Annotated in this window: 16 protein-coding genes; 10 read left to right on the plus strand and 6 right to left on the minus strand. The window is 67.2% G+C overall.

What is annotated here, in order from left to right:
• Positions 1-21 precede the first annotated feature (21 nt).
• The gene (locus ACV22W_RS09915; RefSeq protein WP_448018983.1) at positions 22-1,575 is read right to left on the minus strand and encodes a methyl-accepting chemotaxis protein; all 1,554 of its coding nucleotides are present in this window, start codon (positions 1,573-1,575) and stop codon (positions 22-24) included.
• A gap of 258 nt (positions 1,576-1,833) precedes the next feature.
• Between ACV22W_RS09915 and panE the strand changes: the two genes are divergently transcribed.
• From panE to ACV22W_RS09955, 8 genes are all read left to right on the plus strand, one after another.
• Positions 1,834-2,772 carry a 2-dehydropantoate 2-reductase gene (gene panE / locus ACV22W_RS09920; RefSeq protein ID WP_448018984.1) on the plus strand — a complete coding sequence of 313 codons (939 nt, stop codon included), beginning with the start codon at positions 1,834-1,836 and terminating at the stop codon, positions 2,770-2,772.
• A 273-nt stretch (positions 2,773-3,045) separates the two neighbouring features.
• Complete coding sequence (locus ACV22W_RS09925; RefSeq protein WP_448018985.1) at positions 3,046-4,005, plus strand: AraC family transcriptional regulator; 960 nt, start codon at positions 3,046-3,048, stop codon at positions 4,003-4,005.
• Between the two features lie 118 nt (positions 4,006-4,123).
• On the plus strand, positions 4,124-5,065 hold the full coding sequence (locus tag ACV22W_RS09930; protein WP_059692153.1) for a substrate-binding domain-containing protein: 942 nt from the start codon (positions 4,124-4,126) through the stop codon (positions 5,063-5,065).
• A gap of 62 nt (positions 5,066-5,127) precedes the next feature.
• Positions 5,128-6,648: a sugar ABC transporter ATP-binding protein gene (locus tag ACV22W_RS09935; RefSeq protein WP_448018999.1), complete on the plus strand. Its 1,521-nt coding sequence runs from the start codon at positions 5,128-5,130 to the stop codon at positions 6,646-6,648.
• Positions 6,635-7,642: an ABC transporter permease gene (locus ACV22W_RS09940; RefSeq protein WP_448018986.1), complete on the plus strand. Its 1,008-nt coding sequence runs from the start codon at positions 6,635-6,637 to the stop codon at positions 7,640-7,642. The genes ACV22W_RS09935 and ACV22W_RS09940 overlap by 14 nt, the downstream gene beginning before the upstream one ends.
• Positions 7,643-7,688: 46 nt before the next feature.
• The gene (locus tag ACV22W_RS09945) at positions 7,689-8,777 is read left to right on the plus strand and encodes an alcohol dehydrogenase catalytic domain-containing protein (RefSeq protein ID WP_321848589.1); all 1,089 of its coding nucleotides are present in this window, start codon (positions 7,689-7,691) and stop codon (positions 8,775-8,777) included.
• A 34-nt stretch (positions 8,778-8,811) separates the two neighbouring features.
• Positions 8,812-10,359, plus strand: a complete 1,548-nt coding sequence (locus ACV22W_RS09950) for an FGGY-family carbohydrate kinase (RefSeq protein ID WP_448018987.1) — start codon at positions 8,812-8,814, stop codon at positions 10,357-10,359.
• Positions 10,356-11,114 carry an SDR family oxidoreductase gene (locus ACV22W_RS09955; protein WP_448018988.1) on the plus strand — a complete coding sequence of 253 codons (759 nt, stop codon included), beginning with the start codon at positions 10,356-10,358 and terminating at the stop codon, positions 11,112-11,114. The genes ACV22W_RS09950 and ACV22W_RS09955 overlap by 4 nt, the downstream gene beginning before the upstream one ends.
• Before the next feature lie 60 nt (positions 11,115-11,174).
• Here the strand turns inward: ACV22W_RS09955 and ACV22W_RS09960 are convergent, their stop codons facing one another.
• The 5 genes from ACV22W_RS09960 to ACV22W_RS09980 all read right to left on the minus strand — a co-directional run bounded on the left by ACV22W_RS09960 (position 11,175) and on the right by ACV22W_RS09980 (position 16,157).
• Positions 11,175-11,318 (minus strand): hypothetical protein, encoded by a 144-nt coding sequence (locus tag ACV22W_RS09960; protein ID WP_006752960.1) that lies wholly within the window; start codon positions 11,316-11,318, stop codon positions 11,175-11,177.
• A 201-nt stretch (positions 11,319-11,519) separates the two neighbouring features.
• The gene (locus ACV22W_RS09965) at positions 11,520-12,104 is read right to left on the minus strand and encodes a nucleotidyltransferase family protein (RefSeq protein WP_448018989.1); all 585 of its coding nucleotides are present in this window, start codon (positions 12,102-12,104) and stop codon (positions 11,520-11,522) included.
• Positions 12,105-12,474: 370 nt separating this feature from the next.
• Positions 12,475-13,158 (minus strand): Fe2+-dependent dioxygenase, encoded by a 684-nt coding sequence (locus ACV22W_RS09970; protein WP_448018990.1) that lies wholly within the window; start codon positions 13,156-13,158, stop codon positions 12,475-12,477.
• Entirely contained in the window at positions 13,155-13,910 is a 756-nt protein-coding gene (locus tag ACV22W_RS09975) for a tetratricopeptide repeat protein (protein ID WP_448018991.1), read from the minus strand. The genes ACV22W_RS09970 and ACV22W_RS09975 overlap by 4 nt, the downstream gene beginning before the upstream one ends.
• A gap of 3 nt (positions 13,911-13,913) precedes the next feature.
• Positions 13,914-16,157: a TonB-dependent receptor gene (locus ACV22W_RS09980; protein ID WP_448018992.1), complete on the minus strand. Its 2,244-nt coding sequence runs from the start codon at positions 16,155-16,157 to the stop codon at positions 13,914-13,916.
• A 322-nt stretch (positions 16,158-16,479) separates the two neighbouring features.
• On the opposite strand from ACV22W_RS09980, the gene ACV22W_RS09985 reads away from it, so the two are divergent.
• Positions 16,480-16,719, plus strand: a complete 240-nt coding sequence (locus ACV22W_RS09985) for a FitA-like ribbon-helix-helix domain-containing protein (RefSeq protein WP_059527196.1) — start codon at positions 16,480-16,482, stop codon at positions 16,717-16,719.
• Positions 16,716-17,135 carry a PIN domain-containing protein gene (locus ACV22W_RS09990; protein ID WP_448018993.1) on the plus strand — a complete coding sequence of 140 codons (420 nt, stop codon included), beginning with the start codon at positions 16,716-16,718 and terminating at the stop codon, positions 17,133-17,135. The genes ACV22W_RS09985 and ACV22W_RS09990 overlap by 4 nt, the downstream gene beginning before the upstream one ends.
• The last annotated feature ends 58 nt before the right edge of the window (positions 17,136-17,193 follow it).

A 17,193-nucleotide genomic window follows, 5' to 3' on the forward strand; every position in this document is an offset into this window, starting at 1 on the left:
ATGCCGACGGACGAGGCGACGTCAGGCCGGCAATGCGAATCGCGTGACGGCGTCGCGCAGCGCCTCGGCCTGATCGCGCAGCGAATGCGCGGCGGCCGCGGCCTCCTCGACGAGTGCCGCGTTCTGCTGCGTGACCTGATCCATCTCGCCGACCGCGCGGTTGACCTGCTCGATCCCCGCGCTCTGCTCGCGCGACGCATGGCTGATCTCGTCGAGGATCTCGTTCACGCGCCGCACCGACTGCACGATCTCGGCCATCGTCTCGCCCGCGTGCGTGACGAGCGTCGCGCCGTGCTCGACGGTTTCGTTCGACGACACGATCAGCGACTTGATCTCCTTCGCGGCCGTCGCCGAGCGTTGCGCGAGCGAGCGCACCTCGGCCGCGACCACCGCGAAGCCGCGGCCCTGTTCGCCCGCGCGCGCCGCTTCGACGGCCGCGTTCAGCGCGAGGATGTTGGTCTGGAACGCGATGCCGTCGATCACGCCGATGATGTCGCCGATCTTGTGCGAGCGGTCGGTGATCTCGTTCATCGTCCGCACCACGTCGTCGACCACCTCGCTGCCGCGCGTCGCGACCTGCGCGGCCTGGCCCGCGAGCGTCGCGGCCTGGGCGGCGCTGTCGGCGTTCTGCTTCACGTTCGCGGTCATCTGGTCCATGCTCGACGCGGTCTGCACGAGCGCGGCCGCCTGTTCCTCGGTGCGCTGCGACAGATCGGTGTTGCCCGATGCGATCTCGCTCGCGCCGACATTGATGTTCTCCGTGCCCGTCCGCACGCGCGATACCATGTCGATCAGCCCGTTCTGCATCGTATGCAGTGCATGCAGCAGGCTGCCGCGGTCGTCTTGCTTCACGCTCACGCGCGCGGTCAGGTCGCCCTGCGCGATACGCTGCGCGGCATCGAGCGCCACTTCGAGCTCGCCGCCGAGGTTCGCGCGCACGCTTTTCAGCACGAGCACCATCACGGCGGTCGCGATCGCGCCGAGCACGGCCGTGATCGCGAGCCAGCGGCCGACGCTCGCGAGCACGGCCGAACGCACGTCGTCCATGTACATGCCCGTCACGAGATACCAGTCCCACGGCGCGAAGCGCTGCACCGCGCTGGTCTTGTCCTGCGGCTTGTCGGCGCCCGGCTTCGGCCACAGATACTCGACGAAACCCTTGCCGCCCTCCATGTTGCCGGCTTTCACGATTTCGACGAACAGATGTTTGCCGTTCGGATCCGTGAAATTCGACACGTCCTTGCCGTTGAGCTCGGTCTTGATCGGATGCATCACGATCGCCGGCTTCGAATCGTTGATCGACACGTATCCGTCGGTGCCGTAGCGCATCGCCGCGATCGCCTCCAGCGCCTTCTGCTTCGCGTCCGCTTCCGGCAATGCGTTCTGTTGCGACAGCTTGTAGTAGTGGTCGGCGACGTTCGTCGCCTGCGCGACCAGCGACGCAAGCTGGTCGCGGCGGTCCGTGATCATCGATGCGCGCGTCTGCCACGCGCCGATGCCGGCGATCACGAGCAGGCCGAGCCACAGGATGACGATCATCGAGGCGAGTTTCTGGTTCAGGGAAAGGGTGCGCATGGATAGTGAGGTCGGTCGGTCGAACAAGCGCGCCGGAACGGCGTGACGGGATAATTCTTTGACGGCGTGAAACGGACGTTGCCGTAGGCGGGAAATCCCTTAGAAACGGCGGCGGCGCAATACCGTCGAGCGCGGTGCGGGTATCTATGCATATACATATCCGGCATCGCTATACTGTCGGGCGATGGCGGTTGCGCGCCGTGCCCCGATGGTCGGGCGAACGGCGGCGGCGTCGAACGAACCCGAAAGGAGGCAACGATGCGAATTCTGGTGGTGGGAGCCGGCGCGGTCGGCGGATACTTCGGTGGCCGGCTCGCGGCGGCGGGGCGCGACGTGACGTTCCTGGTGCGCGACGGTCGAGCGGCCGCGCTCGCGCGCGACGGGCTCGTCATCCGCAGCCCGCGCGGCGACCTGACGCTCGCGAACGTGCAGACGCTGCGCGCGAGCGACGCAGCCGCGCCGTTCGACCTGGTGCTGCTGAGCTGCAAGGCGTACAGCCTCGACGATGCAATCGCATCGTTCGCGCCGTTCGTCGGGCCGTCGACGCTGATCCTGCCGATGCTCAACGGGATGCGTCATCTCGACGTGCTGCGCGACCGGTTCGACGCCGCGCAGGTGCTCGGCGGCCTGTGCGTGATCGCAGCCACGCTCGATCGCGAGCAGCGGATCGTGCACCTGAACGACACCGCAGGGTTGTCGTTCGGCGAACTCGCCGGCGGTGAATCGGCGCGCGTGCGCGCGGTGGCCGACGTCCTCGGCGGCGCGGGCTTCGATGCGACGCTCAGCGACGACATCGCCGCGCGGATGTGGGACAAGTGGGTATTTCTCGCGACGCTCGCGGCGAGCACGTCGCTGTTTCGCGGTTCGACCGGCGACATTCTCGCCGCACCGGACGGCCTCCACCTGCTCGAGACGATGCTCGACGAATGCAGCACGATCGCCACGCACAACGGTTACCGGCCCGATCCCGCCGCGGTCGAGCGGATGCAGCGGATGGTGCTGACGCCGTCGCCGCTGACCGCATCGATGCTGCGCGACGTCGAGAACCGCGCACGGGTCGAAGCCGATCACGTGATCGGTGACCTGCTTGCGCGCCGCGACCCGCGGACGGCGGATGCGTTGTCGTTGCTGCGGATCGCGTACAACCACCTGAAGGCGTACGAGGTGCGTGTCGCGCGGGAAGGCGCGGCGGCGTAGCCTCGGCAGCGGCCGTGTTCCGGCGTGCGCGCACTTCCCGCGGTGTTCGGCCGACGGGGGTGCCGCACTGCACAATTTTGCATTTCGTGTCCCTTTCCACCCGCAGCCCGCAAAAAAGTATCGAAAATCAGGCGTAAAGTTGGTGGAGCCGCGCACGCGATCGACCTACATTGCTTCCCATGCGACCGGTCGCGTTGCCGCACGACTCACGCGGCGAACGAGGCGCACCGCCGAGCGGCCCGGCCAGCGAGACATGGGAATGGAGACGCCAGGATGATGCATCCCGATCTGGAAGTGGTCGACGTGCGACGCGACGAGTCGTTCAAGGTCTGGTCGCACGGCTATCCGTACCGCACGATCCGCTGGCATTTCCATCCCGAATTCGAACTGCACCTGATCGTCGCGACGAGCGGCAAGTATTTCGTCGGCGACCATATCGGCTCGTTCGGCCCCGGCCATCTCGTGCTGCTCGGCCCGAACCTGCCGCACAACTGGGTCAGCGACATGGCCGAAGGCGAAACCGTCGAGCGCCGCAATCTGGTGATCCAGTTCGATCCGTCGTTCGTGCGCCGCTGCATGGACGCGTTTCCCGAATGCCGCGACGCGCAGGCGCTGCTCGACGACGCGCGGCGCGGCGTCGGCTTCGACGACGTCACGAGCGCCGCGATCGCGCCGCTGTTCGACGAATTGCTGACCGCGCGCGGGATGCGTCGCATCGCGCTGTTCATGACGATCCTCGAGCGGCTGTGCAGCGCGGCCGAACGCACGCTGCTCGCGAGCCCCGCGTACGACCAGGCGCACGTGACGCCGACGCGGCTCAGCCACGCGCTGTCGTACATCGGCAAGAACCTCGCGTCCGAGCTGCGCGAATCCGATCTCGCGCAATTGACCGGGCAGAGCGTCAGCGCATTCTCGCGCGCGTTCCATCGCCATACCGGGTTGCCGTTCGTCCAGTACGTGAACCGGCTGCGGATCGAATCCGCATGCCAGATGCTGCTTGCCGACGACGCGAACATCACCGACATCTGCTTCCAGGCCGGCTTCAACAACGTGTCCAACTTCAACCGCCAGTTCCGCGCGGTGAAGGGGATGGCGCCGACCGAATTCCGCGCGCTGCAGCGGTTGAACGCGCGCAGCCGGGAACTCGCGCTGCACGCGGCGCCCACCGGCAATCCGATGCCGCCGCGCGTGGTCACGCCCGGCGCACGCGGGCTCGTACCGCAGCCCGGATGATCGCCGGGCGTTCGTCCGCCTGACTTTTCCTTGCCGTTTCACCCAGCCCATCGCGCCGTTCGCGTCGCGAGGGGCTCGCTCACCCACGAAAAAACCGCACATAACCGGAGACACCGTCATGACGCACGCATCGCCCGCTTCATCCCGCCGCCGCGCCGCACGCATCGCGGCCGTTGCCGCGGCAGCTGTCGCAGCCTGGTTCCCGATGGTCACGCATGCGGCGCCGCTGCGGATCGGCATGACCTTCCAGGAGCTGAACAATCCGTATTTCGTGACGATGCAGAAGGCGTTGAACGACGCGGCCGCGTCGATCGGTGCGCAGGTCGTCGTGACCGACGCGCATCACGACGTCAGCAAGCAGGTGAGCGACGTCGAGGACATGCTGCAGAAGAAGATCGACATCCTGCTCGTGAATCCGACCGATTCGACCGGCATCCAGTCGGCGATCACGCAGGCGAAGAAGGCCGGTGCGGTGGTCGTGGCCGTCGACGCGAACGCGAACGGCCCGGTCGATTCGTTTGTCGGCTCGAAGAATTACGACGCGGGCGTGATGTCGTGCGAATACCTCGCGAAGGCGATCGGCGGCAGCGGCGAGGTGGCGATCCTCGACGGCATTCCGGTCGTGCCGATTCTCGAACGCGTGCGCGGCTGCAAGGCCGGCCTCGCGAAATTCCCGAACGTGAAGCTGGTCGACACGCAGAACGGCAAGCAGGAGCGCGCGACCGCGTTGTCGGTGACGGAGAACATGATCTCCGCGCATCCGAACCTGAAGGGCATCTTCAGCGTGAACGACGGCGGGTCGATGGGCGCGCTCGCCGCGATCGAGGGATCGGGCAAGGACATCAGGTTGACCAGCGTCGACGGCGCGCCCGAGGCGATCGCGGCGATCCAGAAGCCGAACTCGAAGTTCATCGAGACGACCGCGCAGTTCCCGGCCGACCAGGTGCGCATCGCGCTCGGCATCGCGATCGCGCGCAAGTGGGGCGCGACGGTGCCGAAGGCGATTCCGGTCGACGTGAAGGTCGTCGATCGCGGCAATGCGAAGGGATTCAGCTGGTGAGCGACGCGCAACGCGACGTGAAGGGCGGCGGCCCGGCCGACGCCCTTCGCACGGAGAAGCCGATGGACACGATACTGACGCTCAGTCACATCACGAAAAGCTTTCCGGGCGTGAAGGCGCTGTCGGACATTCACCTCGAGATCGCGCGCGGCGAGATTCATGCGCTGCTCGGCGAGAACGGGGCCGGCAAGTCGACGCTGATGAAGATCCTGTGCGGGATCCACCAGCCGGATACCGGCACGATCGAGATCGACGGCAGCGCGCGGCATTTCGCGAGTTATCACGACGCGGTCGCGGCCGGTGTCGGCATCGTGTTCCAGGAATTCAGCCTGATTCCGCACCTCGATGCCGTCGACAACCTGTTCCTCGGCCGCGAGCTGCGCACCCGCTGGGGTGTGCGCGATCGCACGCGGATGCGGCGCGTCGCGGCCGGCATCTTCGCGCGGCTCGGCGTGACGATCGATCTCGACGCGCCGCTACGCACGCTGTCGGTCGCGCAGCAGCAGTTCGTCGAGATCGGCAAGGCACTGTCGCTCGACGCGCGCATCCTGATCCTCGACGAACCGACCGCCACGCTCACGCCGGCCGAGGCAGAACATCTGTTCTCGATCATGCGCGAGCTGAAGCGGCAGGGTGTCGCGATGATCTTCATCTCGCATCACCTCGACGAGATTTTCGCGGTGTGCGATCGCATCACGGTGCTGCGCGACGGTCAGTATGTCGCGACCACCGACGTCGCGCGCACGGACGTCGAGCAGCTGGTGCGGATGATGGTCGGCCGCCGGCTCGAAAGCAGTTTCCCGCCGAAGCCGGCGTGCGCCACGGATGCGCCCGCCGTGCTCGAAGTCGACGCGCTGCAAATCGAACGCGACGGCCCGGTAAACCGCTTCAAACTGCATGCGGGCGAGATTCTGGGCTTCGCGGGGCTCGTCGGGTCGGGCCGGACCGAGACCGCGCTCGCGGTGATCGGCGCGACGCGCGCGCACCGCAAGGACGTGCGCGTGCGCGGCGCGGCGGCGAAGCTCGCCGATCCGGCCGACGCGCTGCGCGCGGGCATTGGCCTTCTGCCGGAGAGCCGCAAGACGGAAGGGCTCGTCACGTCGTTCTCGATTCGCGACAACATCTCGCTGAACAACCTCGGCAAGTACCGGTCGATGCGCTGGCTGATCGATCGCCGCGGCGAAGCGCGCACGACGCACGACGTGATGCGGCGCGTCGGCGTGAAGGCGCCGTCGATCCACACCGAGGTCGCGACGCTGTCCGGCGGCAACCAGCAGAAGGTCGTGATCGCGCGCTGGCTGAATCACCACGCGACGGTGCTGATCTTCGACGAGCCGACCCGCGGCATCGACGTCGGCGCGAAAGCGGAAATCTACGGGCTGATGCGCGAACTCACCGCGCGCGGCTACGCCATCATCATGATCTCGTCCGAGCTGCCGGAGATCGTCGGCATGTGCGATCGCGTCGCCGTGTTCCGGCAGGGCCGCATCGAGGCGACGCTCGAAGGCGACGAGATCGATCCCGACACGGTCATGACCCATGCCACGGCCGGCACGCGAGGAGCGACCCATGAACCTGCATGATTCTTCTTCCCCGTCTTCCCCGACACTCGCGGCCGCGGCCGGCGAGATGCCGCCGCCGCGCGCGATGTGGACGCAACTGCGGCGCTCGACGCTGTTCTATCCGTTCGTCGGGCTGGTCGTCGTGTGCATCGCGATGATGATCGCGAGCCCGAGCTTCCTGTCCGCCGCGAACCTCGAGAACGTGCTGCGCCAGGTGTCGATCAACGCGATCATCGCGGTCGGCATGACCTGTGTGATCCTGACCGGCGGGATCGACCTGTCGGTCGGTTCGGTCATGGCGCTGTCCGGCACGCTCGCGGCCGGGCTGATGGTCGCCGGTGTGAATGCGGTCGCTGCGCTCGCGATCGGCATCGCGGTGGGCTTCGGGTTCGGCTTTCTGAACGGCGTGTTCGTCGCGTTTGCGGGGATGCCGCCGATCATCGTCACGCTCGCGACGATGGGCATCGCACGCGGCCTCGCGCTGATCTACACGGGCGGCTATCCGATCGACGGGCTGCCCGACTGGGTCGCGTTCTTCGGCAGCGGCAAGGTGCTCGGCATCCAGGCGCCGGTGCTGATCATGCTGGTCGTCTATGCGATCGCGTGGCTGCTGCTCGATCGCATGCCGTTCGGCCGCTACGTGTATGCGATCGGCGGCAACGAACAGGCGACGCGGCTCACCGGCGTGCGCGTGGCGCGCGTGAAGCTGATCGTCTACACGCTGGCCGGGCTCACGTCTGCGCTTGCCGCGATCGTACTGACCGGGCGCCTGATGAGCGGGCAGCCGAACGCCGGCGTCGGCTTCGAACTGGACGCAATCGCGGCCGTCGTGATGGGCGGCACGTCGATCTCCGGCGGGCGCGGTGCGATCCTCGGCACGCTCGTCGGTGCGTTGCTGCTCGGCGTGCTCAACAACGGGCTGAACATGATCGGCGTGAACCCGTACGTGCAGAACGTGATCAAGGGCGGAATCATCCTGCTCGCGATCTACATCAGCCGCGAACGGTCGCGGTAACGATTCATTCATCAGACATCCGAATCATCAACGGAAGAGACAACTCATGACGACACCCGAAGCCCAGCCGCGCATGACCGCGGTGGTTTGCCACGGCCCCGAGGATTACCGCGTCGAGCAGGTTGCGAAGCCGCGCGCGGGCGCGAACGAGCTCGTGATCCGCATCGCCGCGTGCGGGATCTGCGCGAGCGATTGCAAATGCTATACGGGCGCGAAGATGTTCTGGGGCGGCCCAAGCCCGTGGGTGAAGGCGCCCGTGATTCCCGGCCACGAATTCTTCGGCTACGTGGAAGCGCTCGGCGACGGCGCGGCCGAGCATTTCGGCGTCGCACCGGGCGACCGCGTGATCGCCGAGCAGATCGTGCCGTGCGGCAAGTGCCGCTACTGCAAGTCGGGCCAATACTGGATGTGCGAGGTGCACAACATCTTCGGCTTCCAGCGCGAGGTCGCCGACGGCGGGATGGCCGAGTACATGCGCATTCCGCCGACGGCGATCGTGCACCGGATTCCGCTCGGCGTGTCGCTCGAGGACGCGGCGATCATCGAGCCGCTGTCGTGCGCGATCCATACCGTGAATCGTGGCGACCTTCAGCTCGACGACGTCGTCGTGATCGCGGGCGCGGGCCCGCTCGGCCTGATGATGACGCAGGTCGCGCACCTGAAGACGCCGAAGAAACTCGTCGTGATCGACCTGATCGACGAGCGCCTCGAACTTGCGCGGCAATACGGCGCGGACGTGACGATCAATCCGACGCGCGACGATGCGCGCGAGATCGTCCGCGCGCTGACCGACGGCTACGGATGCGACGTGTACATCGAGACGACGGGCGCGCCGGTCGGCGTGAACCAGGGGCTGGAACTGATCCGCAAGCTCGGCCGGTTCGTCGAGTTCAGCGTGTTCGGCGAGGACACGACCGCCGACTGGTCGATCATCGGCGATCGCAAGGAGCTCGACGTGCGCGGTGCGCACCTGGGGCCGTATTGTTATCCGGTCGCGATCGATTTGCTCGCGCGCGGGCTCGTCACGTCGAAAGGCATCGTCACGCACGGCTTCGCGCTGGAGGACTGGGACGAAGCGATCCGCGTCGCGAAGTCGCCCGAATCGATCAAGGTGCTGCTGAAGCCGGCGCGTTGAACGCGGGCTCGTGCGATCTCTCACCGGAGACATCATGGAATACGTGATAGGCGTCGACATCGGCACGCAGAGCACCAAGGCGCTGCTCGTCGACCGGCACGGCACGATCGTCGCGCGCCGTTCGGCCGGCTACCAGCCCGACACGCCGCGCCCGCTGTGGGCCGAGCAGTGGCCGCAGGTGTGGTTCGATGCGGTGCTCGACTGCATCGCGGGCTGCGTGAGCGACGCGCGCGCGCACGGCGTGCCGGCCGACGCGATCCGCGCCGTGTGCGTGAGCAGCCTGTATGGCGGCTCCGGCGTTCCGGTCGACAGCGACATGCGGCCGCTGCACCCGTGCCTGATCTGGATGGACCGGCGCGCGACCGCGGAGGTCGACTGGGTGAACCAGAACGTGAACGTCGAGCGGCTGCGCGTGATCACGGGCAACGGCGTCGACAGCTACTACGGGTTCACCAAGATGCTGTGGCTGCGCGAGCAGCGGCCGGACGTGTGGGCGAACGTGCGTTATTTTCTGCCGCCGAATGCGTATGTGATCTATTTGCTGACCGGCGAAGTCGCGGTCGACCACAGTTCGGCCGGCAACATCGGCGGCGTGTACGACGTCGCGCGCCGCGAGTGGTCCGACGATGCGCTCGACATGCTCGGCATCCCCGCGACGATGATGCCCGAGCGGCTCGTCGAATCGACCGGCGTCGTCGGCGGGCTGCTGTCGCAATGGACGGAACGGCTCGGCCTGCCGGCCGGCACGCCGGTCGTCGCGGGCGGCGTGGATGCGGCCGTCGCGACCTTCGCGGCCGGCGCGACGCACACCGGCCAGCATGTCGCGATGATCGGTACCAGCATGTGCTGGGGCTACGTGAACCAGCACGTCGATGCGCGCCACGGGCTCGTCAGCATGCCGCACGTGTTCGACGGCCAGCGCGACCTGTACGTGTTCGGCGGCGCGATCACGGCCGGTGCATCGGTCACGTGGTTCCGTGATCAGTTCTGTCACGCGGAGATCGATGCGGCGCGATTGCTGCCGCACGGCGACCCGCACGTGCTGCTCGAGGAAGCGGCCGAAAGCGTGCCGCCCGGCGCGGACGGCGTGCTGTTCCTGCCGTACCTGATGGGCGAACGCAGCCCGGTGTGGGACGCGAAGGCGAGCGGTGCATTCGTCGGGCTGAGCCTCGCGCACACGCGCGCGCACCTGTATCGCGCGGTGCTCGAAGGCGTTGCGTTCGCGCTGCGGCACAACATCGAGGCCGGCCGTCGCGGCGCGGTGGCGCTGGACGACCGGTTGATCGTCGTCGGCGGTGCCGCGCATTCGGCGCTGTGGATGCAGATCATCGCAGACGTGACCGGTTTTCCGGTATGGACGATCGAACAGGACGTAGAGGCCGCGATGGGCGCCGCGCTGCTCGCGGGCGTCGGCGTGGGGCTGCTGTCGCACGACGACGCGCAGGGCGGCTGGGTCACGCTCGTCGAACGCGCGCGTCCCGATGCCGCGCGCGCGAATGCGTATGCGGCGCGCTTCGCGCTTTACACGGCGTTGTATCCGGCACTCAAGCCGATCATGCACGAACTGCGCACGTCATCATGAAGACACGATTCGATTTCAACAGTGCGCGGGTGCTCGTCACCGGTGCGTCGAGCGGCATCGGGCGCGCTTGCGCGGTTGCGCTGGCCCATGCGGGCGCGCGGGTCGTCGCGGCGGGGCGCGATGCGGCCGCGCTCGATTCGCTGGCTGGCGAGATCGCATGTGAAACCTTGCGCATCGATATCGGCGGCGACGAACACGCGATCGATGCGGCGCTCGCCGTGCACGACGCGTTCGACGGGCTCGTCAACTGCGCGGGGATCGCGTCGCTCGAACCGGCGCTCGAGGTGAGTGCAACGCACTTCGATCGCGTGATGGCCGTCAATGCGCGCGGCGCCGCACTGGTCACGCGGGCCGTCGCGCGGAAGATGATCGAACGTGCGGGGCGAGGCGCGACACGCGCGCGGGGCAGCATCGTCAACGTGTCGAGCCAGGCCGCGCTCGTCGGCCTGCCCGCGCATCTGAGCTATTGCGCGTCGAAGGCGGCGCTCGACGCGATGACGCGCGTGCTCTGCATCGAACTCGGCGCGCACGGAATTCGCGTGAACAGCGTAAACCCGACCGTCACGCTCACGCCAATGGCGCAGTTCGCGTGGAGCGAGCCGGAGAAGCGCGCGCCGATGCTCGCGGCGATTCCGCTCGGGCGCTTCGCGGAGCCGGACGAGGTGGTCGAGCCGATCCTGTTCCTGCTCAGCGACGCGGCGTCGATGATCAGCGGCGTGTCGCTGGCGATCGACGGCGGATATACGGCGCGGTAGCGGACGCTCGCGGCGGCACCGGCCCGGCAGGTGGCCGTCGCGGGGCGTGGCGGACGCCGGCTAGACCGGGTCCTTGCTCGGCGGCCCGTCGGGTTGCTGCGGGTTGTCGTGAGGATGCCCCGGTGGTGGTGGCGACAACGGATCGTCTTCCGGATCGCGGTTCGGGTCGGCCGGGGGCTCGGGCATCGGGGTCGTGTGGTCCATGGGGAACTCGCGCAATGCGTGGCGGCGGTGGCGCGGCGGGCGCGCCTCGTTTCCGTTATAGGCAATCGGGCGGGTGTTTGCAGCGGGATTCTCGCGGCGGCATGCGGATTGCCCGCAATATGCAGAGCCTCTGCGGGTATCGCGCCGGATCGCGCGAAGGCCGGCGTCCACGATGTGCGGTGCGGCCGGCGCGCGCCGATGTCAGCGCAGATCCGCGGGCGTGTCGACGTCGCGCAGGATGCCGGGATCGTCGACGCCGAGCAGGTTGACCGGTGCGCTCGCGAACAACGCGCGGGCGCCCGTATCGCCGTCGAGCGCGGCCAGTGCATCGTAATGGTGCGCGGCGAAGCCGACCGGATGACCGCGCACGCCGCGATGGACGGGGGCGACGATCGATGCGTCGTCGGCGTCGAGCGCGCGCGTGACCGTTTCGTAGGTGGATGCCGCGATCCAGGGCATGTCGCCGAGCGCGACCAGCCAGCCGGTTGCTTCCGGCGTCGCGCGAACGCCGGCTGCGAGGCTTGCGCCCATGCCGCGCATCGCGTCGGGCGCATAGACGACCTGGCAGCCGGCTTCGTTCAGCAGAATCGCGAGTTTTTCCGCGCCGGGACGCACGACGGCGATCACGTCGGCCGTGGCCGCGGCGAGGCGACGGGCGGCCGCGACCGCCACCGGCGTGCCGTCGGGAAGCAGCGCGAGCAGCTTGCTGTGCAGACCGCTTGGGTCGAAGCGTTGACCGAGACCGCCGGCGAGCAGGACGCCGGTGGCGAGTGACGCATAGGACATCGGCGCGGGGGGAGGAAGGCAGGTGGCCCGATTGTGCGGGAGCGGGCGGGGATCGGCAAGTGCGGATGTTACCGATGCGGGGACGTTGTCGCCGGAAAGAATGTCGGCGGGTGCGTTCGTTGGGGAAGGTTCCATCGACGGAGGCTCATATCGCGGGCGATTCAACTTGCATCACGGCCCAACGGCGGTCGCCGGACGACCCATGCCGACCATTCCGACGGGTAATCGATGAAACCGTCGCCGGTGAATGCGGTGCAAGGCGCGTGGTCCGTCATCGGCGATTTCGTTAGATGAATGCCGGCACGCGGGGAGGGCGCGATGGCCCTTGCACTTGCGCATGGCGCGTGCATAGCGGGCGTGATTGTCGCGACTACGCATCCGCCCACTTCCTCAACAGGTTGTGATAAATCCCCGTCAGCGCAATGACCATCGGATCCTTCGCGCCTTTGTCCGCCGACAACGCCTGAATCTGCGTATCGAGCTGAAACAGCAGCGTGCGATCGCCGTCGTCGCGCACCATGCTCTGGATCCAGAAGAACGATGCGACCCGCTCTCCGCGCGTCACGGGCGTCACCCGATGCAGGCTCGACGCCGGATACAGCACGAGATCGCCCGCCGGCAGCTTCGCGCGATGCACGCCGTACGTATCTTCCACGCACAGCTCGCCGCCGTCGTACGCGTGCGGTTCCTCGAGAAACAACGTCGCCGACAGGTCGCTGCGCACGCGAAAATCCGTGCCGCGCAGCAGCCGGATCGCGTTGTCGACATGCGTACCGAATGCCTCGCCGCCTTCGTAGCGATTGAACAGCGGTGGAAACACCTTCAGCGGCAGCGCCGCCGAAAAGAACAGCGGATGTCGAGCCAGCGCATCCTGGATCGCATCGCCGACCGCGCGCGCGACCGGCGAACCTTCCTGCAACTGCCGGTTGCGTTTCGCGAGCGCCGACTGCGTGCCGGACGTCGCGTTGCCGTCGATCCAGTCGGCGGCATCGAGCATCTCGCGACACTGCGCGACCTGTGCCTGGGTCAGCACGCCTGGGATATGAAGCATCATGATTCGGATTCCATACCGTGAGACGGCAACTGCAGCGCCGTCGCGCGCAACGCATCGAGCGGCGACGACGCGAGATACGCGCGCATCTTCGCGACGAACGCGGGGGTGGCGGTGGCCGGCACGCGCGCCAACCAGACGAGGGCTTCGTCGACGCGCCCGCGATCGGCGAGCAGCCGTGCGTAGTTGAACTGGCCGCGGAAATCGCCGGCCTCGGCGGCGCGGCGATAGTGGTCGAACGCGGCGTCGACATCGACGGCCACGACCCAGCCGTCCTCGTAGAAGCCGCCGATCAGGTTGATCGATTTCGCATGGCCGAGCGCGGCGGCGCGGCGAAACCAGTCGAGCGCGGCGGCGCGATCCTCGGCGACGCCGTTGCCGAGCGCGAGCGCCGTCGCAAGGTTGTACATGCCCCAGTCGAGGCCGGCCTGCGCGGCGAGCCGGTACCAGTACACGGCCACCGGCGCGCACGCGGCCGTCCCCCAGCCGAACTCGTAGCAGCGGCCGAGCATGTTCATCGCCATCGGGTGACCGGCCCGCGCCGCATGCCGGAACCAGCCGAATGCGGCGGCCGGATCGCGCGCGACGCCGTGCCCGTCGAGCAGGTACTGGCCGTAGACGGCCTGCGCGTCGACGATCCCGTTGTCGGCGGCCGCCGCGACCCACGCGGCGGCGCGCTCGGGCGGACCGGCCAGGATGTCGGCGAACGCGCGCGGCGACACGGACCCGAGCGCCTTCAGCGAGACGGTCTTCATCGATCAGTAGCGCGCGTTCAGCGTGACGAACGCCGAGCGGCCCGGCGCGATCGATGCGTAGTGCGCCGGATACGCCTGATCGAAATACGTGCGGTTGAACAGGTTGTTCACGTTCAGCTGCAGGTCGAGCTTCTTGTTGATCCGGTATTGCGCCATCGCGTCGAAGCGCCAGTACGACGGCACCGCACGCAGGTTCGCGGGATCGCCGAACACTTCCGACATGTAGAACGCGCCGCCGCCGACGGTGAATTTCGGCGTCACGTCGTAGTTCGACCACATCGTCAGGCTGTGCTTCGGCGTATTGGGGAACCGGTGGCCGTTGTTCGCGGCATCCTTGCCGTTGTCGCGCAGCTCGCTCTTCATGTACGTGTAGCCGCCGAACACCTGCCACTGCTTCGTGATCTGCCCGGCGACACCAAGCTCGAGGCCCTGCACGCGCTTGTTGCCGACCATCGCGTACTGGTTGTTCGGCAGCGCCACGCGTGCATTCGTCGTGTCGATCTGGAACAGCGCGGCGGTCAGCGACAGCTTGTCGTTCAGCACGTTCCACTTCGTGCCGAGTTCGATGCTGCGGTTCTTCTCCGGCGACATCTGATCGGCGTTCGATCCGACGCCGCCGCGGCCCGGCGTGAGCGACTGCGTCTCGCTGCCTTCGCCGAGCAGCATGCCGGCCGGCGTCGACGACGTCGCATACGACGCGTAGATGCTGCCGTTCCGCGCGGGCTTGAACACGAGGCCGGCCTGCCAGTTGAAGAGCGTGTCCTCGCGCGTGTAGGTCTTGCTGCCGTTGGCCTTGGTGTCGGTGAAGCGGGTCGAATAATCGTCGACGCGCACGCCGGCGTTCACCTGCCAGCGCGGCGTGAGCTCGATCGTGTCGAAGCCGTAGATCGATTTGGTCGTGGTGCGTGCATGCGCATAGTCGTTGTTGCGCGTGACGGAACCGGCCCACGGATCGTTCGGATTCGGCGACCACAGGCTCGTGCAGTTGTAGCCGGACGGCGCGCCGATGCCTTTCTGACAGACCGTGCCCTTGTCGGTCGCGACCGTGTACGAATCGCGCTTGCCCCATTCGCGCGACAGCTCGATGCCGGTGGAGAAGCTGTGCTTGTACGGGCCGGTGCGGAATTCGCCGAACAGTTCGGTCAGGTTCGCGAGGCTGTTGACCGAGCTGTTGCGGTTGTTGTTGCGGCGCCAGACTCGGCCGTTGACCACGTTGCCCTGGCTGTCGTCGGGCTGCGTCCAGATGTAGTCCTGCGTCGACTCCGTATAGCGCGTGGTGTTGCGCACCGTCAGGTTCGGCGTGATGTCGTGCTCGATCTTGATCGTGCTGATGTCCGACGTGGTCTTGCGGAAGTCGCGGTCGATCAGGCCGTAGAAGTTGTGGCGGTCGACGGGCGCCGGATAGATCGTGTCGACGTTCGCGGGCTTGTTCGACGTCGTGTAGAAGTACGGAATGCCGCCGTCGGGCATGTCGTCGGTCGACAGGTGGTAGTAGCTCGCGGTCACGCGCGTCGGCGTGCCGAGACCGAACGCGATCGACGGCGCGACGCCCCAGCGCTCGTTGTTGACGGCGTCGCGGCCGGCGACGTCGTTGTTGTGGCTCATCAGGTTCAGGCGGAACGCCGCGTGATCGGCGAACTGCCAGTTGCCGTCGGCGGTGAAGCGGCGGTAGCGATCGGTGCCGAGGCCGGCGCTCGCGGCCGCCGTGGTGCCGAGGTGCGGCGCTTTCGTGATCAGGTTGATGCTGCCGCCCGCGCCGCCGCGGCCGCCGTATGCGCCGTCGGAGCCCTTGGTGATCTCGACGCGCTCGGTGTTGAAGATCTCGCGGGTGGTCGCGCCCGTGTCGCGCATCCCGTCGACGAACATGCTGCCTTGCGTGTCGTAGCCGCGGATGAACGGACGATCGCCGAGCGGGTTGCCGCCTTCGCCGGCGCCGAACGTGATGCCCGGCACGGTGCGCAGCGCCTCGGCCAGCGTTGCGGCGCCGCTGTTCTGGATCAGCTCTTGCGGGATTACGGTCACGGACTTCGGCGTGTCGACGAGCGGCGCGGTGAATTTCGTGGAGGCGGAAAAGTCGGCCTTGTAGCTGTGCTCGGTCTTGCCCTGGACCTCGATCGGCGCGAGATGGCCTTCGGTGGCGACCGGTGCGGGCGGCGGCGTGCCGTCGGCGAACGCAGGGCTCGCGGCGAGCACGCTGCACAGGGTGGTGAATTTGCCGAGCTTCAGCTCTTCAGGACGGGACTTCATGATGCGCTTCGACCTCGCAGTGTGGCTCCCGGAACGACGCGCTACGGAAATGTGCACGCTGCCGAGAATTATTACGATTTGTTTTCAGGCGGCATTCTATGTAATTTCAAGTTAAATGAGAAGCGTTCGTGTTCTCATTTGTGATGAGAATGTTGACGAATGTTGCAGAGGGCTTGAACGCTTGCGGGGAGGGGCAGGATGGCCGAATGGCTGAGTGTGATGGGCGTGGCGGGCCGATTACAGTGGTTGCATCTTCGTTCGTTCAGAGTGACAGCAGGGTGATAATATGACTGCATTGAAAGCAATCTCAGTGAGGCGCATCATGCCCGTGATCACGGTTCGAAATTTGCCCGACGAGGTGCATCGCGCGCTTCGGGTCCGCGCAGCGCAACATGGCCGCAGTACCGAAGCCGAGGTGCGCGACATTCTGGAGCAGGCCGTCCGGCCAGACGGGCGGCCCAAGCTGGGAACGCTGCTGGCTGAAATCGGGCGGGAGGCCGGCGGTATCGATTTCGAGGTTCGGCGTGACGGATCGCCCACCGACCCGATGAGCTTCGAATGATCCTGGTCGATACCAACGTCATTTCCGAGCCGTTGCGACGCGAGCCGAGCATGGCCGTGATCGAATGGCTCGACGCGCAGAACGTCGAGACGCTGTTTCTTGCCGCAATCAGTCTCGCGGAAATGCGATTCGGCGTGGCGGCGTTGCCGGAAGGGCGGAGGCGAGACTGGCTGCACCAAAGCATCGAGCAGCGCATCGTGTCGCTGTTTCGCGGCCGGGTTCTGCCATTCGACGATGCAGCCAGCAAAGCGTATGCGAGCCTTCGTGCGAAGGCTCGTGCGACGGGCAATGCGCTGGCATCGGCAGATGGCTTTATCGCCGCGACAGCCGCAGCGAACGGCTTGATCGTGGCCACACGCGACGTCGCACCGTTCGAAGCGGCGGGCCTGCGCGTGATCGACCCGTGGGTCAGCTGACAGGGGGCGGCGGACGCTCCCGCATCATCCGCATCGAAAATGAAAAACGCGCCGTGCA

The organism is Burkholderia sp. AW49-1, assembly GCF_053427845.1.

Coding starts and splice junctions, on each gene's coding strand:
- ACV22W_RS09970 (WP_448018990.1), bottom strand. CDS start 13,158: ATGATGCTTCATATCCCAGGCGTGCTGACCCAGGCACAGGTCGCGCAG.
- ACV22W_RS09965 (WP_448018989.1), bottom strand. CDS start 12,104: ATGTCCTATGCGTCACTCGCCACCGGCGTCCTGCTCGCCGGCGGTCTC.
- ACV22W_RS09935 (WP_448018999.1), top strand. CDS start 5,128: ATGGACACGATACTGACGCTCAGTCACATCACGAAAAGCTTTCCGGGC.
- ACV22W_RS09990 (WP_448018993.1), top strand. CDS start 16,716: ATGATCCTGGTCGATACCAACGTCATTTCCGAGCCGTTGCGACGCGAG.
- ACV22W_RS09955 (WP_448018988.1), top strand. CDS start 10,356: ATGAAGACACGATTCGATTTCAACAGTGCGCGGGTGCTCGTCACCGGT.
- ACV22W_RS09960 (WP_006752960.1), bottom strand. CDS start 11,318: ATGGACCACACGACCCCGATGCCCGAGCCCCCGGCCGACCCGAACCGC.
- ACV22W_RS09930 (WP_059692153.1), top strand. CDS start 4,124: ATGACGCACGCATCGCCCGCTTCATCCCGCCGCCGCGCCGCACGCATC.
- ACV22W_RS09945 (WP_321848589.1), top strand. CDS start 7,689: ATGACGACACCCGAAGCCCAGCCGCGCATGACCGCGGTGGTTTGCCAC.
- ACV22W_RS09980 (WP_448018992.1), bottom strand. CDS start 16,157: ATGAAGTCCCGTCCTGAAGAGCTGAAGCTCGGCAAATTCACCACCCTG.
- ACV22W_RS09975 (WP_448018991.1), bottom strand. CDS start 13,910: ATGAAGACCGTCTCGCTGAAGGCGCTCGGGTCCGTGTCGCCGCGCGCG.
- ACV22W_RS09940 (WP_448018986.1), top strand. CDS start 6,635: ATGAACCTGCATGATTCTTCTTCCCCGTCTTCCCCGACACTCGCGGCC.
- panE (WP_448018984.1), top strand. CDS start 1,834: ATGCGAATTCTGGTGGTGGGAGCCGGCGCGGTCGGCGGATACTTCGGT.
- ACV22W_RS09950 (WP_448018987.1), top strand. CDS start 8,812: ATGGAATACGTGATAGGCGTCGACATCGGCACGCAGAGCACCAAGGCG.
- ACV22W_RS09915 (WP_448018983.1), bottom strand. CDS start 1,575: ATGCGCACCCTTTCCCTGAACCAGAAACTCGCCTCGATGATCGTCATC.
- ACV22W_RS09985 (WP_059527196.1), top strand. CDS start 16,480: ATGCCCGTGATCACGGTTCGAAATTTGCCCGACGAGGTGCATCGCGCG.
- ACV22W_RS09925 (WP_448018985.1), top strand. CDS start 3,046: ATGATGCATCCCGATCTGGAAGTGGTCGACGTGCGACGCGACGAGTCG.